The following is a 21,959-nucleotide window of genomic DNA, read 5'->3' on the forward strand; positions in this document are numbered from 1 at the left end:
GCTCTACGCACGTAGACGAGGTGCGTAGGGATGTAGAACCTAGGGCGCCGGATCCCGTGGGGCAAGACCACCGCGCGGGGTTCGGACAGTCGACCGGAGTCGATCAAGGACCGGTCGAATTCGGACACGCTCGAACCCGCGCGCGACAGGACCGGAACCCGCCGTTCAGCGGACGAGGGGGCCGGCACCCGCCCCCGGACGTGCGCGGACCCCCGCCCACCGGCCCGAACGGGGGCGCGGCGCACAAGGGTCGGCGCGGGATCGGCCGGTGGCGTGCGATCAGTCGACGGCGCGGATCGCGATGCCCGTGTGCGGGCGCTTGCCGCCCCGGGCCAGGGTGGACGGCAGGTCCAGCATCACGAACTGCCAGCCGTACTTGCGGCGGATCAGCCGGCGCAGCGCCTTCATCTCCGCCGGCCCGGTCAGCAGCCGGGCCGTCCCGGTCACCTCCGGGGCGCCCTCGGCCACGTTCCCGCGCAGATCGCACGGGCGGACCGTGACGGCCGGGTTCCGGCTCAGCCGCTTGACCTTCCACGAGTCGCTGCGCGTCCACACGAACAGCTCCTCCCCCTCGGCCGCCGCCCACACGGGGGTGGCGACGGGGGTGCCGTCCTTGCGGTACGTGGTGAGGCTGACGTAGCGGGCCCGGCCGAGCTCGGGGAGTGTGGTCATGGCCGCAGCATACGGAAGGGGCGCCCCGTCACCCCGCCGGGACCGGCGCGGCGGGGCGGGCGTGGGTGAGGGTCTCCCAGGCCACGAACAGGTCGTCCGTGCCGGCCGGTCGCATGGACTCCACCAGCGCGCGGGTGTGCGGCAGTCGGGTGCCGACGGACTCGTAGTGGGCCAGCGCCACTTCGAGGTCCGGGCCCATGGTGCGTTCCACCGTCCCCCCGCACAGCCACTCCGGCGCGGCCTCGCCGGACTGGAGCCGGGAGTGGAACTCCAGGGCGGCGGTGATCCGTTCGGCCTCCTCGCCCCACAGGTCGACGCCCTGGAGCCGGGCGGTCTCGGCGATGTGGGCGGTGGCGGCCAGCGAGTAGCCGACGTGCATGAGGTTGCGGCAGGTCTCCTGGGCCACGCCGTCGGCGTAGGTGCCCTGGCCGAACCAGTAGCCGCGGATCTTCTCGGGTGTGTCGAGGGGGGTGTGGGAGGGGGCCTTGGGGTGCGGGCCGTCCTTGGCGAGGTAGAAGTAGGCGGGGACGCGGTCGCGGAAGCGCCGGAGCGCGTCGGCGAAGGCATCGTGGTCCTCCAGGAAGACCGCGATGGAGATGGTGGCGTCGGTCATGGCCAGTTCCCAGTTGCCGTTGAACCCGGGGACCTGGTGGCGGACGGTGGGCAGGTACGCCTTGCGCAGCATCCACTTGAACCGCTGCACGCGAGCCCCGTCCCAGTTGGGGTACCCGGAGTGCACGAGTTCGGCGGCCCGGGCCCAGGTGGCGCCCGCCCAGGCGGCCTGGAGCCCGGAGTTGTCCTCGGTGTGCCGCTTGAGGGTCGCGGACCAGGCGTCCATGATCTCGACGGCCTTGCGCACGTGCGCGGGCTTCCCGGTGACCTGCCAGAGCACCGCGTGGGTGTAGGCGGCCAGCGCGTCCTCGCGTTCGTCGAGGCAGGCACGGGGGCCGGCGTTGAAGGGGCAGGGCACCGTCTCGGCCGGGTGCGGGACGTAGTCGAGGGCGGCGTAGCGGCTCGCGGCGGCGGCCTTGTGGGCACTCGCCCACGGTTCCTGCCCGGCGGCGACCCGGGCCCGGGCCTGGATCAACCCCGCCTGGTCGACGACCACACCGGGGTGGTGGAAGACCGGGGCGGAGGGGTCCTGGGAGTGGGCACGGCTGGACGGGGCGGCGCAGGCGGCGAGGAGCAGCCCGCCGGCCAGGAGGGAGCCGAGGAAGCCGAGGCCGAGGCGCTTGGAGGTGTTCGGTGCTGACACGCCCTCAGCTTCCCCCGGCGCACGCCCCGCGCATCGGACCTTGGGCCGTTCGGCGGCGCGGTGGGACCCCGGTTCCCCCGATCACCCGGGGCGGTCGGGGTACCCGGGGGCTCGAAGGGGTGGGGCTCTCAGGCGGGCACCGCGAGCGGCACGGGTTCGCAGCGCGCGAGCACCTCGTCCAGCGAGAGGTCGAGGGCGCCGGCGAGGGCGGCGACGGTGAAGAAGGCGGGGGTGGGGGCCCGGCCGGTCTCGATCTTGCGGAGGGTCTCGGGGGAGAGCCCGGCGGCGGCGGCCACCTCGACCATGCTGCGCTCGCCGCGCGCCAGGCGCAGCAGGGCGCCGAGGCGTTCGCCGCGGGCGCGCTCTTCGGGGCTGAGAGGGGTGCGGACCATGCGCCCATTCTAATACCGGCCCCGGGCGACCGCACCCATTCTCATACCGGTATTGTTGTTGGCATGGTGCATCTGAAGACGGACTCCGAGATCACGTCCATGCGCGCGGCCGGCCGCGTCGTGGCCCGAGCGTTGGCGGCGGTACGGGCCGAGGCCCGGGTCGGGGTCACCCCGCGACGCCTGGACGAGGTGGCCCGCGCGGTCCTCGACGAGGCGGGCGCGGGCTCCCCGTTCCTGAACTACCGCCCCCGCTTCGCCCCCACCCCCTTCCCCGCCACCCTCTGCGTCTCGGTCAACGACGCGATCGTGCACGGCATCCCCGACGAGGTCCCGCTGCGCGACGGCGACCTGGTCAGCGCCGACTTCGGCGCGACCCTGGGCGGCTGGGTGGGCGACTCCGCGATCAGCTTCACGGTGGGCACGGCCCGCCCCGAGGACACCCGGCTGATCGAGACCGCCGAACTGGCCCTGGCCGCCGGAATCGCCAAGGCCCGGCCCGGCAACCGGATCGGCGACATCGCGCACGCGATCGGCACCGTGTGCCGGTCCGCCGGCTACGGCATCCCCGACGGCTTCGGCGGGCACGGCGTGGGCCGGCACATGCACGAGGACCCGGGCGTGCCCAACGAGGGCCGGCCCGGGCGCGGCATGGTGCTGCGCCCGGGCATGGTGCTGGCGATCGAGCCGATGCTGATCGCCGGCGGCACCGACGACTACGCCCCGGACCCGGACGGCTGGACCCTGCGCACGGTGGACGGCAGCCGGGCCGCGCACGCCGAGCACACGGTGGCGGTCACGGCGAAGGGGCCCCGGATCCTGACCGCCCTCTGACCCGCCGCCCGGGCCCGCCGCCCGGCGCCTCGCTAGGGGCGGCCGGCGGGGCGGACCACCATGGCGGATCCGCCGCCCCGCCGGACCTTCTCGGCGGCGGCCAGCCATCGCCCGTCGGGCAGCCGTTCCACGCCGGTCGCGGCCCCGATCTCGGGGTTCTGCCGGAATCCCTGCCCCAGGGCCTCCAGTTCGGCCTTGAGGGGGCTGTTCCACAGGCCGGGTTCGAGCTCCGTGGTGGCCTGGTTGCGCTGGCTGGCGCGGGGCGCGGCGATGGCGTCCACCAGGGGCAGGCCGCGGTCGAGCCGGCCGGTGAGGGTCTGGAGCACGGTGGTGATGATGGTGGCGCCGCCCGGGGAGCCGACCGCGAGGATCGGCTCGCCATCCTCCAGGACGATGGTCGGGGCCATGGACGAGCGGGGGCGCTTGCCGGGGCCGGGCAGGTTGGGGTCGGGGACGCCGGGCGCGGCCGGGGCGAAGGAGAAGTCGGTCAGTTCGTTGTTGAGCAGGAAGCCCCGGCCGGGGACGGTGATGCCGCTGCCGCCGGTGGACTCGATGGTGAGGGTGTAGGAGACCACGTTGCCCCAGCGGTCGGCGACCGTGAGGTGGGTGGTGTTCTCGCCCTCGTAGGTGGTGGGCGCGGCCTTGCCCGCGGCGCCGCAGGGCACCGGCCGGCGCGGGTCGCCGGGGGCGAGGGGGCTGGTGAGGGCCTTGTCGGGGCGGATCAGGCAGCCCCGGCTGTCGGCGTAGCGCTGGGAGAGCAGTTCGCGGGTGGGCACGTCGGTGAAGGCCGGGTCGCCGACCCAGCGGCCCCGGTCGGCGAAGGAGATCCGGGATGCCTCGATGAACCGGTGCAGGTACTGGCTCTGGGAGAGGGCGCCGAGGTCGGAGCGTTCGAGGATGTTGAGGGCCTCGCCGACGGTGGTGCCGCCGGAGGAGGACGGGGCCATGGAGGCGATGGTCAGGCCCCGGTACCGGGTGGTGGTGGGGGCCTGGGTCTTGGTGCGGTAGCGGGCGAGGTCCCCGGTGGTGAGGTCGCCGGGGCGGATCCTGCGGGTCGCGGCCGGGTCCGCGGGGGGCTTGCGGACGGCGCGCACGATGTCCTCGGCGAGCGGGCCCCGGTACAGGGCGCCGACGCCCTTGCGGCGCAGTTCGGCGTAGGTGGCGGCCAGGTCGGGGTTCTTGAAGGTGCTGCCGACCACCGGCAGGTTCCCGCCGGGCAGGAAGAGCTTGGCGGTGGCCGGGAAGTCCTTGAAGCGGGCCTGGTTGGCCTCGGTCTGCGAGCGGAAGGTGGCGTCGACGGTGAAGCCGTCGCGGGCCAGTTTCTCGGCGGGCCCCAGCAGTCGGGACAGCGGCCGGCTGCCCCAGGCGTCGAGGGCGGTGCGCCAGGTGGCGGGGGTGCCGGGGACGCCGACGCCGAGGCCGCTGGTCTGGCCCTCCTCGAAGGGGATGGGCTGCCCGTTCTCCTGGAAGAGGGTGGGGCCGGCGGTGGCGGGGGCGGTCTCGCGGCCGTCCACGGTGTGCACGCGCCCGGAGTCGGCGTCGTAGTAGACGAGGTAGCCGCCGCCTCCGATGCCGGCCGAGTAGGGCTCGGTGACGCCGAGGGCGGCGGCGGTGGCCACGGCCGCGTCGATCGCGTTGCCGCCCTCGCGCAGCACGGCGATGCCGGCGGCGGAGGCGTCGGCGTCGACGCTGGCGACGGCTCCGCCCCAGCCGACCGCGACCGGGGTCTTGGCGGGGGCGGGGGCCGGCCGGTCGGGGCCGGCGGCCGCGGCGGGCAGCGGGCCCGCCGCGCCGGCGACCAGGGCGCCGGTCACGGCGAGGAGGAGTAACGGGCGGGGGACGGGGCGTGCGCGCATCCGGGACCTCCGGGTCTGGCCCGGGGCTCGCCCGGGCGGGGCGGGGGCAGCCTATCCGGGCCGGGCCCGTCCGTCAGGACGGCGGGGGCAGGGTGAGGGGCAGACGGGTGAGGCCGTTGATGAAGTGGGAGACGATCCGGCGGGGCGGGCCGGCGGGTTCGGGGAGGGCGGGCAGGGCGCGCCATTCCTCGTGCAGGATCCGCAGTTGGAGGCGGGCGGCGTGGGCGCCGACGCAGACGTGCGGTCCGTCGCCGAAGGCGAGGTGGGGGTTGGGGGTGCGGGCGAGGTCGAGGCGGTCGGGGTCGGGGAACGCGCGTTCGTCGCGGTGGGCGGCGGCGTGGAAGACGACGACCTTGTCGCCGGCGGCGATGGGCCGGCCCGCGAGGTGGGTGTCGACGGCGGCGGTGCGGCGCATGGAGAGCACGGGCGGGTGCCAGCGCAGCAGTTCCTCGACGGCGTCGGCCACGTCCACCCGGCCTGCGCGCAGGGCGCGGGCTTGGTCGGGGTGGTCGGCGAGGGCGGCGAAGCCGCCGGGGGCGGCGGAGCGGACGGTGTCGTTGCCGGCGACGGTGAGCAGGAAGAACCACATCTCCAGTTCGCCTTCGGCGGTGTCGGCGTGGGCGAGTTCCGTCATCAGGTCCTCGCCGGGCCGGCGGCGTTTGTGGGCGGCGAGGTCGCGGGCGTAGGCGAACATGTCGCCGAGCAGGGCGGGCGAGCGCGGGTTCAGCGGGCGGCCGGCGGCGTCGCGCGGCGGGTCGGGCACCTCGTCGGGGTCCTGGTAGCCGATGACGCGGACGGTCCAGTGGTACAGCAGCTCGCGGTCGGCGGCGGGCACCCCCATCAGGTCGGCGAGGCCCAGCAGGGCGTACTCGTCGGTGATCGCGCGGACCACGTCGACCGCGCCGCCCTCGTCGGCGGCGCGGACCCGGGCCCCGTCGATCAGGACGCGGGCCCGGTCGCGGGCGCGGTCGGCGAGGCGGGCGATCCGGCGGGGGGTGAAGGCGCCGGCGAGCATCCGGCGCAGCCGGCCGTGTTCGGGCGGGTCCTGGTTGAGCAGGGCGCGACGCAGGTAGGGCAGGTCGGCGGGATCGGGGTCGCGGATCTGGGTGGCGCCGAGGCGGGAGGAGTACGCGCGGTGGTCGCGCAGGACGCGGGTGACGTCGGCGTGCCGGGTGACGGCGTGGAAGCCGGGGCCGGCAGGCCAGCCGAGCACCTCGGGTTCCTCCTGCCAGGCCACGGGGTGGTGGTCGCGCAGGATCCGGTAGCTCGGGTAGGGGACGGCCTCGGCGTAGATCCGGGGGTCGAACACGTCGGGCACGGGCGGCGCGGTCGGCGCGGGCGCGGGGTCCATGGGCGTCACGGTGGCCCGCCGGCCGGGGCGGGCGCAAGGAGGCGTCCGGCGCGTCGGCCCGGCCCGGTCAGCCGCCGGACCTCGGCAGGTCGCAGGGGGCGGCGGGCCAGGTGGTGTCGGGGCCGCGCACGGCGACGGAGGCGCGGCCGGCGCGGTCGACGGCGGTGGCCACCGTGCACACGATCTGTCGGCGGGCGGTCGCGTCGAGGGAGCCGACGGCGTACGGGAGGTCGGCGATCCAGTCGGCGTCGACGCCGGTCCCGGCGGCGGCGCGGACCGCGGGCGGGCGCGGGGCGCGGGAGCCGGCGAGGCCGCCGTCGGGCCCGGGGTCCTCGGCGTGGTACTCGGGCACCTCGCTGCCCAGGCCCACCCGGCGGGCGTCCGGGCCGGGGCCGCGCAGCAGCAGTTCCAGGTAGCGGGTGGGGTCGGTGGCGCGTCCCTCGGGGACGGGGATCGGCACGAGTCCGCCGTGCCCGTCCGTCCAGTGCAGCAGTCCGGGTCCGAGGTCGCCGGTGGTGTGGACGATGGCGCCGCGTCCGGCGGGCACGGGGCCGGTGGTGTCGACGGCGCAGCCGGCCGTCGCGAGCGGCAGGAGGCAGGCGAGGAGGCAGAGCGGGGCGCGCCGGCGGGCGGGGGTGGGGCGCGGGGCGGTCACGGGCGGGGCTCCCGGGGCAGCAGGAGGGTCAGGACGGCGCCGCCGTCGGGGTGGTTGGCGGCGTGCACGGTGCCGCCGTGGAGGTGGGCGTTCTCGCGGGTGATGGCCAGGCCGAGGCCGCTGCCGGCGGAGCGGGTGCGGGCCGCGTCGCCCTTGGTGAAGCGGTCGAAGACGCGCGGGAGGACCGCGTCGGGGATGCCGGGCCCGCTGTCGCGGACCTCGACGCTCAGCCAGGGGCCCGGGGCCGGGTCGGCGGGGGCGCCGGGGGGCGGTCCGGGGTGCGGGGCGGCGGTGACGGTGACGGGGCCGCCGCCGTGTTTGAGGGCGTTGCCGACGAGGTTGGCGAGGATCACGTCGAACCGGCGCGGGTCGAGCCGGACCCGCAGGTCCTCGGGGACGTGCGCGGTGACGAGTTCGGGGCCCCAGTGGCGCAGGCGGAGGGTCTGGGTGACGGCCTCGGCGAGGTCCACGTCGTCGGGGATCAGCTCGGCGGCGCGGGCGTCGAAGCGGGAGATCTCCATGAGGTCCTCCACGAGGACGGCGAGTTTGCCGGTCTCGGCGCTGATCAGTCGCACGGCCTGGGCGGTGTCGGGGTCGAGTTGTTCGGCGTCCTCGTCGAGGACCTCGGTGACGGCGAGCATCCCGGCGAGCGGGGTGCGCAGTTCGTGGGAGACGTCGGCGGCGAAGCGGCGGGCCCGGGCCTCGGCCTCGCGCAGTTCGCGCACGGAGTGCTCCAGGGCGCCGGCGGTGTCGTTGAAGGTGCGGGCGAGGCCGGCGAGTTCGTCGGAGCCGGTGACCTGGGCGCGGGTGTCGAGCCGGCCGGCGCCCAGGGCGCGGGCGGCGGCGCGCAGGTCGCGGACGGGGCGCAGGACGCTGCGGGCGGCGAGGAGGGCGGGGATCAGGGAGAGGACGAGGGCGGGGACGGCCCCGTTGCGGGCGGCGCCCAGGAGCAGGCCGATCGTGTTCTCTTCGGAGTCCAGGGGCATCACGGCGTAGAAGACGATGCCGGTGGGACGCAGGTGGCCCTGGTGGCGGAAGAAGGCGGGGACGGCGATGAGGAGTTCGGGGGTGCCGTCGGCGGCCTCGACCCGGCGGAAGGTGGTCTCGGGGTCCTCGCGCATGGCGGCGCGCAGGGCGTCGTCCACGAGGGGGCTGCCGGCGGGGCTGCCGTCGGAGGCGAAGCGCTGGTCGCCGTACTCGACGTACACGTCCCAAGGGCGGGGTTTGCCGCGCCGGCCCAGGTCCTGGGCGTAGCTCCGCAGCAGCCCGGGGTCGGGCGGGAGGGGGACGCCGAGTTCGTCGACGAGGTCGCGCAGGGTGGCGCTCGCGGTGTCCTGGGTCTGTTGCAGGACGGCGCGGCGGGCCTCGCGGAAGGTGAGGGCGGCGGTGCAGACGGCGCTGACGACGGCCACGAGGAGGAAGGCGGCGATCAGGCGGGAGCGCAGGCCGAGGGGGGAGGTGCGGGGCACGGCGGGGTCCGGGGCGCCTTACAGGGGGCCGAAGCGGTAGCCGAAGCCGCGGACGGTCTGCACGTAGCGGGGGCTGCCCTCGGCGTCCTCGATCTTGCCGCGCAGTCGGCGGACGCAGGCGTCCACGAGGCGGACGTCGGCGTGGTAGCTGTGGCCCCAGACGTGTTCGAGGAGCTGTTGCCGGCTGAAGACCTGTTCGGGGTGGGCGGAGAGGTGCAGCAGCAGTTTCAGTTCGCTGGGGGCCAGCGGGAGCCGCTCGCCGGCGCGGGTGACGGTGAGGCCGGCGCGGTCGAGGACGAGGTCGCCGTGGTGTTCGGCGCCGGCGCGGGGGTGCGGGTCGCCGATGCGCCGCAGCACGGCCTTGACCCGGGCCTCGACGACCTCGGTGCGGGCGGGTTTGACGATGTAGTCGTCGGCGCCCGCCTCCAGGCCGATGACCATGTCGAAGTCGTCGCCGCGCGCGGTGAGCATGATGATCGGGACCTGGCTGTCCGCGCGGATCCGCCGGCAGACGCGCACCCCGTCCAGGCCGGGCAGCATGAGGTCGAGGAGGACGAGGTCGGGGCGGAGGCCGGGCAGCAGTTCGAGTCCGGCCTCGCCGGTCGCGGCGGCGCTCACCTCGTGCCCGCGCCTGCGCAGGCCGAGGGCGACCCCTTCGCGCACGGAGGGGTCGTCCTCGATCAGCAGTATGCGTGGCATCGGTTCAGTGTCCCAGGAGTGTGGTGATCGGTCCTCGTCCGTTCGGCCGACCCGTCCCGTCAGCGCCGGAGCAGCTTGCGCCGCAGTGTCGCCAGCGGCCCGGTCAGCTCCGTGATGCGCAGGGGGACGGCCATGAGGACGACGACGAGGGCGATCACGGCGGTTCCCGTCGCGGCGGCGGCGATGTCGCCCAGCGGGTCGACGGCGCGGGCCGCCGCGTGGCCGGCCGCGGCGGCGGGCACGCAGGCCACGAACATCCGCAGGTGGGTGCGGGCGGTGGTGGCTCGGCGTTCCTTGCGGCTGCCGGCCCGGGGCCCGAGCCGGCGGGCCAGGGCCCCGCCGGTGACGAGGAGGCCGGCCACGAAGGACAGCGAGGAGGCGGCGGCCATGCCGGTGACGGCCCAGCGGGCGGGCAGGGCGTGGTAGGCGGCGATGGACAGGGCCGCGTTGGTGCCGGCGATGACGAGGTTGAGGAAGAAGGGGGTGCGGGTGTCGGAGAGGGCGTAGAAGCCCCGGGCGAGCACGTACTGGGCGGAGAAGGCCACCAGTCCGGGGGCGTAGGCGATGAGCATGCCGGCCATCACGTGCACGTCGTCGGGGCCGGTGCGGCCGTAGCCGAAGACGGCGCCGATCACCCAGGGGGCGAGGGCCACGAAGATCGCGGCGGCCGGGACGATGGCGGCGGCCGAGGTGCGCAGCACGTAGGACACGTCGCCCCGGATGCGGGTGGTGTCCCCGTCGGCGGCGGCCTCGCTCATGCGGGGCATGAGGGCGGTGATCAGGGAGACGGTGACGATGCCCTGGGGCACGATCCACAGTTGGTAGGCGTTGCTGAGGGCGGTGTAGCCGGCGCCGCCCGCGACCCCTTCGGCCACGGCCTGGGCGCCGGTGCTGGTGGACAGGCGGGTGACGACCCAGTAGGCGATCTGGTTGGTGAGGACGAGCAGCACGAGCCAGCCGGCGTTGCGCAGCGGGCGGGCCAGGCCGCTGCCGCGCCAGTCGAACCGGGGCCGCCAGCGGAACCCGGAGGCGCGCAGGGAGGGGATCAGGGCGAGGGCCTGGACGAGGATGCCGGCGGTGGTGCCGTAGCCGAGGAGTTCGGTGTCGGAGGCCGACAGGCCCTTGGCGGGGTCGTGCGCGAGGTAGAGGAAGAGCCCGAAGACGGCGATGACGACGATGTTGTTGAGGACGGGCGTCCACATCATCGCGGCGAACCGGCCGCGCGCGTTGAGGACCTGTCCGAGCAGGGTGAACAGGCCGTAGAAGAGGATCTGCGGCAGGCAGTAGCGGGCCAGCGCGATGGTGGTCTCGGCCTGGGTGCCGGTGTAGTCGGTGTAGGCGCCGACGACGGCGGGCGCGGCCACCACCGCCACGGCGGTGAGCAGGACCAGGGCGGCGGTGCACACGGTCAGCAGCCGGTCGGTGTAGGCGGCGCCGCCGTCGGCGTGGCTCTTGGCGGCGCGCACCAGCTCGGGCACGAACACGGCGTTGAGGGCGCCGCCGATGAGGAGGGTGTAGATGATGTTGGGGACGGTGTTGGCGACGGCGTAGCTGTCGCCGAGCAGGCCGGTGCCGAGGGCGGCGACGACCACGGCGGAGCGGACGAAGCCGGTGGCGCGCGAGACCATCGAGCCGGCGGCCATCACGGCGCCGTTGCGCAGGGTGGAGGACTTCTTCTTCCCCGCCGGCGCGTCCTCGGGCGGAGCGGGTGAGGCGGTCGGGGCGGGTGGGGCAGTCGGGGCGGGTGGGGCGGTCGGGGCGGGGCCGGTGCGGGCGGCGGGCACGGCGGGCAGCGGACGGGTCTCGACCACGGCCGCGGGCGCCCCGGGGGCGACAGCGGCGACCGGCACGCCCACGGGCTCCGGCCGGGGCACGGGAACCTGCGCGGGCACGAGGACCTGCGCGGGCGCGAAGGGCTGCGCGGGCACGGGGGCCTGCGCGGGCATCGCCGCGGGTTGCGCGGGCATCGGCGCCGGTTGCGCGGGCGGCCGGACGTCGTACGCGGCCCAGTCCACCGTCTCCACCCGCGCCGCGTGGTACGTGGCGTGGGTGGGGTAGGTGGGCGGGAAGGGGTGCACGGATTCCACCGGGTAGGTGGGGTGCGGGTAGGCGGAGGCGTCGGTCCACCCGCTGTACCCCCCGTAGCCGACGTGCCCGGAGTGCGGCACGTGGGTGTCCCAGCCGGGCACGTCGGCCCAGCCGCGCGGGCCGTGACCGGGGTCGGTCGCGTGGGGCATGGGGTCGGCGGAGAGCGGGGCGGTGCCCAGGCCCAGCGGGTCGAGGGGGTCGATCACGGGTCCGGCCGGGAGCGGTTCGGGGTGTCCGTGCAGGGCCCCGCAGCCGGGCCAGTGGGGTGCCGCGTCCGGTCGCCAGGGGTCACCGGGGTACGCGGCGGAGCCGCTCGGCGGGAGGCTCACCGGCGCGCCGGGCAGGCCCGGGGGGCCCGGTAGCGGGTGTGGTCGACGTGTCCGTCCATGGGGGACGCTCCCGTTCACCGAGGGTTGCGACGGCCTGCCCATCGGTGCCGAGCTCTCAACGCATCAGCCCGAACGCGCGCACGCCGGGGTCGAGTGTGGAGAGTACTTGAGTGAGGGCCCACGGGGCCCGTCGGCCGCCCGCCATGAGACGACGTCACGGGAAATGTGACCGTTCGACACCGGAACGGCTGCGTTGTACATCACATCCCGAATCGAACTATTTTCCGCCGATTCTGCAACCCAATCCCTCCCGGGCGGGTCTGTGCTGTCAGACGATCATTCATCTCGGAGGGTTCCGTTGAGCCGCATACCCCGTTCCCCCATCTCGCGCCGCCCGGTCCGGCGGGTGGCCCTCGCGGGCACCGCCGCCGTCCTGGCCGCCGCACTCGCCGCCTGCGGCGGCGCCGACTCGGGGGGCTCGGACGCGAAGGGCGGGGCGGGGGACGCGCCGAAGACCCCGATGGCGATCTCCGTCAACCTCACGGGCGACGCCGCCAAGCCGGGCGAACCCGTCAAGGTCACCCTGACGGAGGGTCGACTGGCCCAGGTGAAGGTGACCGACGCCAAGGGCGCGGAACTCCCCGGGAAGATAGCGAACGACGGCCGCACCTGGACCTCGGAACGCAACGCGGCCCCCGGCACCACCTACACGGTCACCGCCCAGGACACCCACAGCCGCGACGCCAAGGCCACGTTCGGCACGGCGAAGGCCGACAAGGTGAACAAGCTCAGCATCTACCCGGGCAAGGACACCACCGTCGGCGTGGCCCAGCCGATCTCCCTGGTCTTCGACAACCCGGTCAAGAACAAGGCCGACGTCGAGAAGCACCTGAAGGTGACCACCGACAACAACACCGAGGGCTCCTGGGGCTGGTTCAAGGACTACTCGGGCAACGACCGCGTGGACTGGCGCCCGAAGGACTACTGGAAGTCCGGGACCAAGGTCAAGGTCGAGATGAACCTCAACGGCGTGGACTCGGGCAGCGGCGGCGGCTACTTCGTCCGCGACTACGACACGAGCTTCGCCATCGGGAAGGACCGCCGCATGAAGGTGGACCTGGACGCCAAGGAGATGACGGTCACCCAGGACGGCGAGGTCGTCCAGACCATCCCCGTCTCGGCGGGCACGCCCGGCGGCAAGAAGGCGTCCTGGTCCGGAAAGATGGTGCTCATGTCCAAGGAGGGCACCATCCGCATGGACTCGCAGACCGTGGGCCTGGGCGACTCCTACGACAAGATGGTCGACTACTCGATGCGGGTCACCTGGTCCGGCATGTACGTCCACGCCGCCCCGTGGAACGCGGGCGTCTTCGGCGTGGCCAACACCAGCTCCGGCTGCGTGGGCATGAGCGACGCGAACGCGGCAGAACTCTTCGCGGCCGCACAGATCGGCGACCTGGTCGAGGTGGTCGGCGAAGGCTCCAAGGGCCAGGCCGAGATCGGCAACGGCTACGGCGAGTGGAACCTGAGCTGGCCCGAATGGCAATCGAAGAGCGCCCTGACGAACACCCCACAGAACGGCTGACGAGCACCTCGCGCTGAGGGCCGGTCCCGATCGGGGCCGGCCCTCAGCGGCGCCCGTGCCGCCCTCCGCCCAAGGAAACGTGTCACGCCCGGGGCCCCTTCGCGCTTCAAGGGGGTGACGCGACGCCGTCGGCGGCGCCAGGGTGAAGGAGTGCGCATGGATCCTGCTGTCGTCACGGCGGCACTGCTCACGGCCGGGACCGTCGGCGCCCGCGTGCTGTTCCGGTGGATCGCCGAGCGCGCGGCGGTTCGCAGGACGGAGCTCGTCCAGGCGGGCCTGTCCGAACGGGTCCGCGCCCTCCCGGCGGGCAGCCGCCTGGTCGAGCGGGACGGGGGCCGCCGGGTGGAGATCGAAGTGGGCCGCACCACCCCGCCCGGGATCGGGGCGACGTGACCGAGATCCCCACCAAGGCCCCCGCGGTCCGGGCCCACATCATCCCCAGGCCCCGGCCGCGCGAGGACTTCGACGCGTTCTACCGCCGGGAGATGACGGCCGTCACCGTCCATCTGATGTACCGGGGCGCGAGCGCGTACGAGGCCGCCGACGCGGCCCACGAGGCGTTCATACCGTTACTGCCGCAGCGATGGCGCACGATCGAGCACCCGCGCGCATACCTGCGCAAGGTGGCCTGGACCCAGTACCTGCGCCAGGCGCGCCACCGGGAAGAGCCCGAGGACCCGGTGCCCGACCGCCCGGGCGGCACCTGCCCGATCGACGAGGTGATCCTCACCGACACCCAACGCCGCGTCCTGCGCGCGGTCCGCTCGTTGCCGCCGGCTCAGCGCGAGGTGATCGCCTGGACGCTCGACGGATTCTCCTACGCGGAGATCGCGAAGTTCACGGGCAAGACGGAACCGGCCCTCAGAACCAACGCGAAACGCGGACGCGACCGGCTGCGGCGGCTGCTGGCCGAATCCGGCATCGTCGGACACTCCGAAGGAAGGTCCTCCGATGCGTGAAGACATCACGCCCACCGACCTCGACGCCCTGCTCCTCGACCACGCGCGCGGCCTCCACGAAGCGGTCGGAACCGCACTGGACCTCAACGCGGGCTTGGCCCACCTGGCCTTCGCTCCGGACCCCACCCCACGACGGCGCTCGGTTCCGAACCCGAGCACCGGTACCGCCCCGGCCCCCCGAGGACTGGACCCGACCGAGTTCGTGTACGCGACACGCGCGGAACTCCCCGAGATCAACCAGGCCATCGTGACGGTGGCCCGACACCTCCGACTGCAAAGCTCGCACATCAGGCTGATCGCCAACCGGTTCAACGCTCTCGACAACGCCTTCCGGCTGGAATTCGGCAGCACTCGGTACCGTTCGACCGCCGTCGGACTCCTGTTGATCGCCGGTCGTCTGCGGGTGCTGGCCCGACAGTTCGAGTACCGAGCCGAGCTCAGCCGCGACGACGTACTGGAGGAGCTCGACCGGTTCGCGGCCGAGCTCATGGACATCGCGGGCATGCTGTCCGCGAACCCCCTGGTCCGACGCGATCCGACCCGGCCGTGGACGGAATGGACGGCCACGCTCACCGCGGCGTCCCGCGTCCTGGCGGAGCTCCGCGACGACGTCGCGCGGATCTTCGACGGGTCCGACGAACTGCACAGCGCGCCCGCCGGGCCGTGATCCCCCGAACGAATCGTTACCCGGGCGTAACTTACCGATGGGTTACCCCTGGTAAGGCTCCGAGGTTACCGTCTGGTCACTTTGGCCCCGGCGCAGCGAGGAGTCCCCATGGCACGCAGATCCGGCGCGAGGACCCGTACCACCGTGATCGCCGCGGGGGTCGCCCTCGCGGCCGTCGGGGGTCTGGGCCTGTCCCCCCATCAGGCCCAGGCCGCCCCGGCCGCCTCGTCCGGGGCCGCCGGGCCCGGGTTGTCGTTCCACGACATCCCCGGCTCCGGCGGGATCACCCTCAAGGGCAACGTGACCGTGCCCGCCGGCGCCCGGCCCGGGCAGCGGTTCCCGCTCGTCGTGCTGCCCACCAGTTGGGGCATGCCGCAGGTCGAGTACCTGGCCCAGGCCCGCAAGCTCGCCGACGACGGGTACGTCGTGGTCGGCTACACCTCGCGCGGGTTCTGGCTCTCGGGCGGGGAGATCGAGGTGGCGGGCGAACCCGACACCGCCGACGCCTCCGCCGTCATCGACTGGGCCCTGGCCCACTCCCCCGCCGACCCGGAGCGGATCGGCATGGGCGGGGTCAGCTACGGCGCCGGGATCAGTCTGCTGAGCGCGGCCCGGGATCCCCGGGTCAAGGCCGTGGTGGCGCTCAGCGGGTGGGCCGACCTGATCGAGTCGATCTACTCCGGCCGCACCCAGCACCTCCAGGCCGCCGCCATGCTCGGCGCGGCCGGCGCGATCACCGGGCGGCCGGGGCCGGAGTTGCGGCGGACCCTGACCGATTTCCTCGGCTCCCACCTCGACCGCGAGGCCGACATGATCGCGTGGGGCAAGAAGCGTTCGGCCGCCGAGAAGGTCGACGCGCTCAACGCCAACGGCACCGCCGTCTTCCTCGGCAACGCCTGGGGCGACACCATCTTCCCGCCCAACCAGTACGCCGACTTCTTCACCAAGCTGACCGGGCCCAAGCGGCTGGAGTTCCGGCCCGGGGACCACGCCACCGCCGAGGGCACGGGGCTGCTCGGGCTGCCCAACGACACCTGGACCAACGCCCACCGCTGGTTCGACCGGTACCTCAAGGGCGCGGCCAACGGGGTGGACGCCGAGGCGCCCGTGCAGCTGAAGTCCCGCTCCGAGGACGGCTACGAGGGCTACCCGAGCTGGCAGGCGGTGGGCGCGAACGGCAGTGAGCGGCTGGCCCTGTCCGACTCCGAGCACCTGTTCACGGGGGTGGACTCGGGCGCGAACGGCGGGGTGATCTTCCTGTCCAGCGTGCTCGACCAGTTCGTCAAGGCCCCGCCCGTCGCCTCGATCCCGCTGCTGCCCCGGTCCTTCGCGGCCGTGTGGCAGTCGGAGCGGTACGAGGAGGCGCGCCGGGTGCGGGGCGTCACCCGGCTGCACACCACCGTCACCCCCACCCGGGGGGACGGGACCTTCGTGGCCTACCTGTACGACGTGGGCCCGCTCGGGGTGGGCAAGCTCGTCACCAACGCCCCGTACACCTTCCACGACCGGACCCCGAACACTCCCTTCACCGTCGATCTGGACCTGTTCGCCACGGCGTACGACGTGCCCGCCGGGCACCGCCTCGCCCTCGTGATCGACTCGGTCGACCCCCTCTACATCGAGCACAACCCCGCGGGCGCGCAGCTGACCTTCTCCTCGCCTAGGTCCGACCCCTCCTGGGTCTCGGTGCCCTTGCGCGAGCAGTGATCACGGCCGGGCGCCCGGCGGGGATCCGTCAGGGGGCGCCCGGGGTCGGGCCGGCGGGTCCGATCGGGGCGACGGTGGCGGCGTGGACCTTCGGGTTGCGCCGCTGCCGGCGGGCCATCCGGACCGCGAACCAGGACAGGAGCATGCACATGCCGATGTAGATCGGCGAGATGATCATGACGACGGGGATGAACGGCAGGTCGTAGTCGAGGTTGGACGCGATGAGTTTGCCGGCGTGCAGGAACTCCTCGTACGTGATCAGGAAGCCCAGCGAGGTGTCCTTGAGCGCCACCACGAGCTGGCTGATGATCGCCGGCAGCATGGCCCGCACCCCCTGGGGGGCCAGCACGTAGGTCATCACCTGCGTCTTGCGCATGCCCAGCGCGTACGCGGCCTCCCGCTGGCCCCGGTCCACCGTGACGATGCCGGTGCGGAAGACCTCGGCCAGCACCGAGCCGTTGTACAGGGTCAGGCCGGTGACCAGGGCGGGCAGCGGCTGCACCTTCAGCGCCACGAACACGAAGAAGATCATCACCAGCACCGGCATGGCCCGGAAGAACTCCACGAGCGCCGTCGCCACCCACCGCACCGGCCGGTGGTCCGAGAGCCGGCCGCAGGCCAGCACCGCGCCGAGGACCAGGGAGAGCACGGAGGCCAGCGCGAATGCCTTCAGCGTGTTGCCCAGGCCCCGCAGCAGCAGTTCCTGGATGCCCTTGTAGGTGAACGGGCTCCACTTGGCGGCGCTGAACTGCCCGGTGTGGAACAGCAGCCACACCACCCACACCACGATCGCCACGATCACGACGGTGGACAGCACCCCGTACATCAGGTGCCGGCGGACGGCCTTGGGGCCGGGGATGTCGTAGAGGGCGGAGGACTCCAGGTCCCCGTGCAAGGTGTGCGCGCTCATCGGGCGACTCCCCAACGCTTCTCCAGCACGGTGAAGAGCGCGCTGATGGACAGGGTGATGATCAGGTAGCCCAGGGCGATCCAGACGAAGGTCCACACGATGCCGTAGCCGAGCTCGTTGAGGGTCTTGTAGGTGCCGAGCAGTTCGGTGACGCTGAACGCGCCGGCGATCGCCGAGTTCTTGGCCAACGCGATCAGCGTGGAGCCGATCGGCGGGATCACGGACCGGAACGCCTGCGGCAGCACCACCGAGCCCAGGGTCTGCCGGAAGGACATGCCCAGGCTGCGGGCCGCCTCCCCCTGCCCCTTGGGCACGGTGTTGATGCCCGAGCGCAGCACCTCGCAGATGAAGGCCGAGGTGTAGCAGCCCAGGGCCAGCACCGCGAACACCTTGAACGGCAGCACCAGCCCGAACCGGGGCAGGCCCAGCAGCACCGCGAAGAAGAGCAGGGTCAGCGGGGTGTTGCGCAGCACGGTCACCCACACCGTGCCGAAGACCCGGAAGGAGCCCACCGGGGCCACCCGGAAGGCGGCCATCAGGAAGCCCAGGACCATGGCCAGCACCCCCGCGTACACGGTGAGTTCGAGGGTGCCGAGGAATCCCTCGCCGTAGAGGGAGAAGTTGTCGGTCAGTACGTGCATGGCGGCTCGGTGCTCCTGATCAGCTCGCCGGGTACCGGTCGATGGGCGGGGGCTGTGGGGCGGGCACCCCGGACAGGCCCAGGGTCACGTCGTAGGCGCGCAGCCAGTCCCCGTCCTTCTCCCGGGCCGCCAGCGCGTCGTCGATCGCGAACCGCAGCGCGTTGTCCGAGCGCCGCACCCCGATCCCGTACGGCTCCTCCGAGAAGGGCCGGCCCACCACCTTCAGCTCCTGGGGCACCTTCGCGGCGTAGCCCTGGAGGATGGTGTCGTCCGTGGACACCGCGTCCACCTGGAACGTCAGCAGGTTGTCCACGCACACCGAGTACGTGTCGTAGGCCACCAGGATCGCCCGCGGGTAGTCCTTCTGGAGGCGCTGGAACGGGGTGGAGCCGGCCGCCGAGCAGACCTTGCGGCCGGCGAGGTCCTGCGGCCCGCGGATGTCCTCCTCGTCCTTGCGCACCAGCAGCGACTGCCCGGCCAGGTAGTAGGGGCCGGCGAAACCGACCTGCTTCTTGCGGTTGGCGTTGATCGTGTACGTGCCCACGTAGTAGTCGATCTGGCCGTTCTGCAACGCGGTCTCGCGGTTGGCGGAGGCCACGGTGCGGAACTCGATCGCATCGCGGGGGAAGCCGAGGGAGGCCGCGACCATCGTCGCGATCTCGATGTCGAAACCGGAGTACCGGCCGCTCGCGGGGTCCTTCTCCCCCATGTACGGCTGGTCCTCCTTGGCGCCGACGATCAGCCGGCCCCGGGCCTTGGCGCGGCTCCAGGTCGGCGAGTCGGGAAGAGCGAACGCCGTGTCGACGGAGTACTTCGGCAGGTCCTCGGGCTGCGGGCCCTTGACCGGCGGACTGCCCTCCCGACCGCAGCCGGCCGCGAACACGGACACCAGCAGCAGCACCAGCAGGGCGAGGGAACGGACGCGGAAGGGGGTGCGCGGACGCATCGGGCCGCCCTCTCAGTGCTTGAGGATCTTGGAGAGGAAGTCCTTGGCCCGCTCGCTCTCGGGGGCCGTGAAGAACTCCTCGGGCGTGCGGTCCTCGACGATCGCGCCGTCGGCCATGAACACCACGCGGTTGGCGGCCGAGCGGGCGAAGCCCATCTCGTGGGTGACCACGACCATGGTCATGCCCTCCGCCGCGAGCTGCCGCATCACCTCCAGCACCTCGTTGATCATCTCCGGGTCCAGGGCCGAGGTCGGCTCGTCGAAGAGCAGCGCCTGCGGGTCCATCGCCAGGGCGCGGGCGATCGCCACCCGCTGCTGTTGGCCGCCGGAGAGCTGCGCCGGGTACTTCTCGGCCTGCGAGGCCAGGCCCACCCGCTCCAGGAGTTCGCGCGAGCGCCGGTCGGCCTCCTCCCGCTTGCGGCCCCGGACCTTGATCTGGGCCAGGGAGACGTTGGCGAGGACCGTCTTGTGCGCGAACAGGTTGAAGGACTGGAAGACCATCCCCACCTCGGCCCGCAGCCCCGCCAGGTCCTTGCCCTCGGCGGGCAGCGGCCGGCCGGCCAGGGTGATGGTGCCGGACTCGATCGTCTCCAGCCGGTTGATCGCCCGGCACAGGGTGGACTTCCCGGAGCCGGACGGGCCGATGACGACGACCACCTCCCCGCGCCCGACGGTGAGGTTCACGTCCCGCAGCACGTGCAGGTCCCCGTAGTGCTTGTTGACGTTCCGCAGCTCGATCAACGGATCGACGGCCATGCGCTGCCCTGCCCCCTGGTCGGAGTGTCGAGGTCAGCGCAAACTATCCACGCGGAGAAGGGCAGTTCCCCGCGACACGCCCGAAACCGCCCAAAGCCATCCGCACCGGGGAAGGCGGGCCCGGAGGGGAGCCGCTCAGCCCTCGGCGGCCTCCCCGTGCGCCTGCCCCAGTTCCGGGGACCCCGTGAAGGCCCACGAGATCCCGGACTCCACCACGTTCAACTCCCGCCCGGAGGCCAGCCGGATCACCGGCTGCCCGTCGGGGCGGATCTCCCAGGCCGCGCCGGGCACGGTGCGCACGACGACGGTGCCCAGGTACAGGCCCGCGTCGTTGCCGAGCCACGGCACCAGCTCCGGATCCCGGCGCCAGCGCGGCACGAGCTGGTCCAGGGCCTCCAAGGAGGCGGGCGAACCGTCGAGTTCGAGTCCGGCGCGGCGGGCCTGGGCGCGCAACAGCTCGCACTCGGCGAACAGTTCCGCCACGCCCTCCGGGTCCCGCGCGAGGGCGTCCGCGAGGGCGTCCCCGGGCCGGTCCTCGGATCGGTGGAACAACTTGTCCAGGAAACGGATGCTCATGGTGCCCAGACTGGCAGCCGGCCGGTCCGGGGGCCACGGGGCGCGGCAGGCCGATCCCGCTTTGCCGGAGCTTGGCCGGCGGGCGGGCCGGCCGGCCGGGTCGGGAGGGTCAGGGGGGGTCAGGGGGGGTCAGGGGGCGAGGTCGAGGTCCACGACCACCGGGGCGTGGTCGGAGGCGCCCTTGCCCTTGCGCTCGTCGCGGTCGACGTAGGCGTCGGTGACGGCGGCGGCGAAGGCGGGGTTGCCGTAGACGAGGTCGATGCGCATGCCCCGGTTCTTGGGGAAGGCGAGCTGGCGGTAGTCCCAGAAGGTGTAGGGGCGGTCGTACTTCAGGGCGCGGGGCGGCACGTCGCTCAGGCCGACGGCCCGCAGCGCGGCCAGGGCCTCGCGTTCGGCGGGGGTGACGTGGGTCAGGCCGGCGAAGACGGCCGGGTCCCACACGTCCTCGTCGGTGGGGGCCACGTTGAAGTCGCCGAGCACCGCGAAGGGGCGGGCGCCGGCGGCGTCCTCGGCCACGGCCTCGGTGAGGGCCTTGAACCACTCCAGCTTGTAGCCGTAGTGGTCGTGGTCGACCTCGCGGCCGTTGGGCACGTACACCGACCAGACCCGGACCCCGCCGCAGGTCGCGGAGATCGCCCGGGGTTCCTGGGTCCCGTCGTAGTCGGGGCCGCCGGGCAGGCCGGTGACCACGTCCGCCAGGCCGACCCGGGAGATCAGCGCGACGCCGTTCCAGCGGCCGGTGGCGTGCACGGCCGATTCGTAGCCCAGCTCGCGCAGCTCGGCATGGGGGAACTGCTCGGCGGAGCACTTGGTCTCCTGCACGCACAGGACGTCCGTGCCGGAGCTCTCCAGCCAGGCGAGGAGGCGGGGCAGCCGGGCGGTGACGGAGTTGACGTTGAAGGTGGCGATACGCATGCCGCCAACCTATCGCCCGGCGCCGACAGCGGCGCTCAGCCGGCCACCGTCTCGCCGGGCGCGTAGCGGGCGTGCTCGGCGCCGCCGCCCAGGTTGGTGAGCAGTCCGTCGTAGATGGGGCGGGCCAGGTCGGAGAGGTAGGCGTCGTGCACGTCGACGGCGCGGCGGGGCCCCACCTCGCGGACGTAGTCGATCACGTCGGAGACCCGGCTCCACGGGGCGTGCACGGGCAGCAGCAGGGTGTCCACGGGGGCGTCCGGGACGGTCAGCGCGTCGCCGGGGTGGAAGACCCCCTCGACGAGGTAGCCGACGTTGCCGACGCGCGGCAGGTCGGGGTGGATCACGGCGTGCAGTTCGCCGTAGACCCGTACGTCGAAGCCGGCGGCGGTGAAGGCGTCGCCGTGGCCGACCCGGTGCACGCGGCCCGGGTAGGCGGCCGCGAGCTTCTCGGCGACCGCCCCCAGGGTCCACAGTTCGGTCCCGGGGCGTGCGTCGAGTGCGGCGCGCAGCCGGCCCTCCTCGAAGTGGTCGGGGTGCTCGTGGGTGACGAGCAGCACGTCGGCGCCGAGACCGGCGTCCGCCTCGCTGAAGGCGCCGGGGTCGACGACCAGGACGCGCCCGTCCTTCTCCAGGCGGACACAGGAGTGCGACTGCTTCACGATCTTCATGCCGGCAGGGTACCCGGGGCGGGGTGACGGCC

At 73.7% G+C, this 21,959-nt stretch carries 22 protein-coding genes; 6 read left to right on the forward strand and 16 right to left on the reverse strand.

The window, feature by feature from the left end:
- Positions 1–279: 279 nt before the first annotated feature.
- The 3 genes from ACN20G_RS02830 to ACN20G_RS02840 form a co-directional block, all read right to left on the reverse strand.
- A complete protein-coding gene (locus tag ACN20G_RS02830) occupies positions 280–672 on the reverse strand; it encodes a PPOX class F420-dependent oxidoreductase (RefSeq protein ID WP_424211106.1) in 393 nt (130 codons plus the stop codon).
- Between the two features lie 28 nt (positions 673–700).
- Positions 701–1,927, reverse strand: coding sequence for an alginate lyase family protein (locus ACN20G_RS02835; RefSeq protein WP_424211107.1), 1,227 nt, complete (start codon positions 1,925–1,927; stop codon positions 701–703).
- Positions 1,928–2,055: 128 nt separating this feature from the next.
- Positions 2,056–2,319 carry a helix-turn-helix domain-containing protein gene (locus ACN20G_RS02840; RefSeq protein WP_424211108.1) on the reverse strand — a complete coding sequence of 88 codons (264 nt, stop codon included), beginning with the start codon at positions 2,317–2,319 and terminating at the stop codon, positions 2,056–2,058.
- Positions 2,320–2,382: 63 nt separating this feature from the next.
- Between ACN20G_RS02840 and map the strand changes: the two genes are divergently transcribed.
- Positions 2,383–3,150, forward strand: a complete 768-nt coding sequence (map, locus tag ACN20G_RS02845) for a type I methionyl aminopeptidase (protein WP_424211109.1) — start codon at positions 2,383–2,385, stop codon at positions 3,148–3,150.
- Between the two features lie 32 nt (positions 3,151–3,182).
- Here map and ggt read toward each other — a convergent pair whose 3' ends face one another.
- The 6 genes from ggt to murJ all read right to left on the reverse strand — a co-directional run bounded on the left by ggt (position 3,183) and on the right by murJ (position 11,126).
- Positions 3,183–5,006, reverse strand: coding sequence for a gamma-glutamyltransferase (gene ggt, locus ACN20G_RS02850; protein ID WP_424211110.1), 1,824 nt, complete (start codon positions 5,004–5,006; stop codon positions 3,183–3,185).
- A 73-nt stretch (positions 5,007–5,079) separates the two neighbouring features.
- Entirely contained in the window at positions 5,080–6,357 is a 1,278-nt protein-coding gene (locus ACN20G_RS02855) for a cytochrome P450 (RefSeq protein ID WP_424211111.1), read from the reverse strand.
- A gap of 67 nt (positions 6,358–6,424) precedes the next feature.
- Complete coding sequence (locus ACN20G_RS02860) at positions 6,425–7,012, reverse strand: hypothetical protein (protein WP_424211112.1); 588 nt, start codon at positions 7,010–7,012, stop codon at positions 6,425–6,427.
- The gene (locus ACN20G_RS02865; protein WP_424211113.1) at positions 7,009–8,481 is read right to left on the reverse strand and encodes an ATP-binding protein; all 1,473 of its coding nucleotides are present in this window, start codon (positions 8,479–8,481) and stop codon (positions 7,009–7,011) included. Before ACN20G_RS02865 ends, ACN20G_RS02860 begins: the two co-directional genes overlap by 4 nt.
- Before the next feature lie 18 nt (positions 8,482–8,499).
- Positions 8,500–9,180, reverse strand: a complete 681-nt coding sequence (locus ACN20G_RS02870) for a response regulator (protein ID WP_424211114.1) — start codon at positions 9,178–9,180, stop codon at positions 8,500–8,502.
- Between the two features lie 59 nt (positions 9,181–9,239).
- Entirely contained in the window at positions 9,240–11,126 is a 1,887-nt protein-coding gene (gene murJ, locus ACN20G_RS02875; protein ID WP_424215344.1) for a murein biosynthesis integral membrane protein MurJ, read from the reverse strand.
- 829 nt (positions 11,127–11,955) lie between these two features.
- On the opposite strand from murJ, the gene ACN20G_RS02880 reads away from it, so the two are divergent.
- From ACN20G_RS02880 to ACN20G_RS02900, 5 genes are all read left to right on the forward strand, one after another.
- Positions 11,956–13,182, forward strand: a complete 1,227-nt coding sequence (locus ACN20G_RS02880) for a L,D-transpeptidase (protein WP_424211115.1) — start codon at positions 11,956–11,958, stop codon at positions 13,180–13,182.
- A 156-nt stretch (positions 13,183–13,338) separates the two neighbouring features.
- The gene (locus tag ACN20G_RS02885; RefSeq protein WP_424211116.1) at positions 13,339–13,575 is read left to right on the forward strand and encodes a hypothetical protein; all 237 of its coding nucleotides are present in this window, start codon (positions 13,339–13,341) and stop codon (positions 13,573–13,575) included.
- On the forward strand, positions 13,572–14,141 hold the full coding sequence (locus ACN20G_RS02890) for an RNA polymerase sigma factor (protein WP_424211117.1): 570 nt from the start codon (positions 13,572–13,574) through the stop codon (positions 14,139–14,141). The genes ACN20G_RS02885 and ACN20G_RS02890 overlap by 4 nt, the downstream gene beginning before the upstream one ends.
- Entirely contained in the window at positions 14,134–14,808 is a 675-nt protein-coding gene (locus tag ACN20G_RS02895; protein ID WP_424211118.1) for a hypothetical protein, read from the forward strand. Before ACN20G_RS02890 ends, ACN20G_RS02895 begins: the two co-directional genes overlap by 8 nt.
- Before the next feature lie 108 nt (positions 14,809–14,916).
- Positions 14,917–16,515, forward strand: a complete 1,599-nt coding sequence (locus tag ACN20G_RS02900; RefSeq protein ID WP_424211119.1) for a CocE/NonD family hydrolase — start codon at positions 14,917–14,919, stop codon at positions 16,513–16,515.
- A gap of 28 nt (positions 16,516–16,543) precedes the next feature.
- On the opposite strand, the gene ACN20G_RS02905 is transcribed toward ACN20G_RS02900, so the two are convergent.
- The 7 genes from ACN20G_RS02905 to ACN20G_RS02935 form a co-directional block, all read right to left on the reverse strand.
- A complete protein-coding gene (locus ACN20G_RS02905) occupies positions 16,544–17,425 on the reverse strand; it encodes an amino acid ABC transporter permease (RefSeq protein ID WP_424211120.1) in 882 nt (293 codons plus the stop codon).
- Positions 17,422–18,066 (reverse strand): amino acid ABC transporter permease, encoded by a 645-nt coding sequence (locus ACN20G_RS02910; protein ID WP_424211121.1) that lies wholly within the window; start codon positions 18,064–18,066, stop codon positions 17,422–17,424. The genes ACN20G_RS02905 and ACN20G_RS02910 overlap by 4 nt, the downstream gene beginning before the upstream one ends.
- Before the next feature lie 19 nt (positions 18,067–18,085).
- Positions 18,086–19,012 (reverse strand): glutamate ABC transporter substrate-binding protein, encoded by a 927-nt coding sequence (locus ACN20G_RS02915; protein ID WP_424211122.1) that lies wholly within the window; start codon positions 19,010–19,012, stop codon positions 18,086–18,088.
- Positions 19,013–19,024: 12 nt separating this feature from the next.
- Positions 19,025–19,768 (reverse strand): amino acid ABC transporter ATP-binding protein, encoded by a 744-nt coding sequence (locus tag ACN20G_RS02920; protein ID WP_424211123.1) that lies wholly within the window; start codon positions 19,766–19,768, stop codon positions 19,025–19,027.
- A 135-nt stretch (positions 19,769–19,903) separates the two neighbouring features.
- A complete protein-coding gene (locus ACN20G_RS02925; protein ID WP_424211124.1) occupies positions 19,904–20,344 on the reverse strand; it encodes a DUF6278 family protein in 441 nt (146 codons plus the stop codon).
- A gap of 129 nt (positions 20,345–20,473) precedes the next feature.
- Positions 20,474–21,259, reverse strand: coding sequence for an exodeoxyribonuclease III (locus tag ACN20G_RS02930; protein WP_424211125.1), 786 nt, complete (start codon positions 21,257–21,259; stop codon positions 20,474–20,476).
- Positions 21,260–21,294: 35 nt separating this feature from the next.
- Entirely contained in the window at positions 21,295–21,927 is a 633-nt protein-coding gene (locus ACN20G_RS02935; protein WP_424211126.1) for an MBL fold metallo-hydrolase, read from the reverse strand.
- Between the last annotated feature and the right edge of the window lie 32 nt (positions 21,928–21,959).

This window comes from Streptomyces dryopteridis (assembly GCF_049606955.1).
Classification (GTDB): Bacteria; Actinomycetota; Actinomycetes; order Streptomycetales; family Streptomycetaceae; genus Streptomyces.

What these genes read in the sequence shown, in the direction of transcription:
- ACN20G_RS02830 (WP_424211106.1), bottom strand. Translation starts at nt 672, where the DNA reads ATGACCACACTCCCCGAGCTCGGCCGGGCCCGCTACGTCAGCCTCACC.
- ACN20G_RS02840 (WP_424211108.1), bottom strand. Translation starts at nt 2,319, where the DNA reads ATGGTCCGCACCCCTCTCAGCCCCGAAGAGCGCGCCCGCGGCGAACGC.
- map (WP_424211109.1), top strand. Translation starts at nt 2,383, where the DNA reads ATGGTGCATCTGAAGACGGACTCCGAGATCACGTCCATGCGCGCGGCC.
- ggt (WP_424211110.1), bottom strand. Translation starts at nt 5,006, where the DNA reads ATGCGCGCACGCCCCGTCCCCCGCCCGTTACTCCTCCTCGCCGTGACC.
- ACN20G_RS02855 (WP_424211111.1), bottom strand. Translation starts at nt 6,357, where the DNA reads ATGGACCCCGCGCCCGCGCCGACCGCGCCGCCCGTGCCCGACGTGTTC.
- ACN20G_RS02870 (WP_424211114.1), bottom strand. Translation starts at nt 9,180, where the DNA reads ATGCCACGCATACTGCTGATCGAGGACGACCCCTCCGTGCGCGAAGGG.
- murJ (WP_424215344.1), bottom strand. Translation starts at nt 11,126, where the DNA reads ATGCCCGCGCAGGCCCCCGTGCCCGCGCAGCCCTTCGCGCCCGCGCAG.
- ACN20G_RS02885 (WP_424211116.1), top strand. Translation starts at nt 13,339, where the DNA reads ATGGATCCTGCTGTCGTCACGGCGGCACTGCTCACGGCCGGGACCGTC.
- ACN20G_RS02895 (WP_424211118.1), top strand. Translation starts at nt 14,134, where the DNA reads ATGCGTGAAGACATCACGCCCACCGACCTCGACGCCCTGCTCCTCGAC.
- ACN20G_RS02900 (WP_424211119.1), top strand. Translation starts at nt 14,917, where the DNA reads ATGGCACGCAGATCCGGCGCGAGGACCCGTACCACCGTGATCGCCGCG.
- ACN20G_RS02905 (WP_424211120.1), bottom strand. Translation starts at nt 17,425, where the DNA reads ATGAGCGCGCACACCTTGCACGGGGACCTGGAGTCCTCCGCCCTCTAC.
- ACN20G_RS02910 (WP_424211121.1), bottom strand. Translation starts at nt 18,066, where the DNA reads ATGCACGTACTGACCGACAACTTCTCCCTCTACGGCGAGGGATTCCTC.
- ACN20G_RS02915 (WP_424211122.1), bottom strand. Translation starts at nt 19,012, where the DNA reads ATGCGTCCGCGCACCCCCTTCCGCGTCCGTTCCCTCGCCCTGCTGGTG.
- ACN20G_RS02920 (WP_424211123.1), bottom strand. Translation starts at nt 19,768, where the DNA reads ATGGCCGTCGATCCGTTGATCGAGCTGCGGAACGTCAACAAGCACTAC.
- ACN20G_RS02925 (WP_424211124.1), bottom strand. Translation starts at nt 20,344, where the DNA reads ATGAGCATCCGTTTCCTGGACAAGTTGTTCCACCGATCCGAGGACCGG.
- ACN20G_RS02930 (WP_424211125.1), bottom strand. Translation starts at nt 21,259, where the DNA reads ATGCGTATCGCCACCTTCAACGTCAACTCCGTCACCGCCCGGCTGCCC.
- ACN20G_RS02935 (WP_424211126.1), bottom strand. Translation starts at nt 21,927, where the DNA reads ATGAAGATCGTGAAGCAGTCGCACTCCTGTGTCCGCCTGGAGAAGGAC.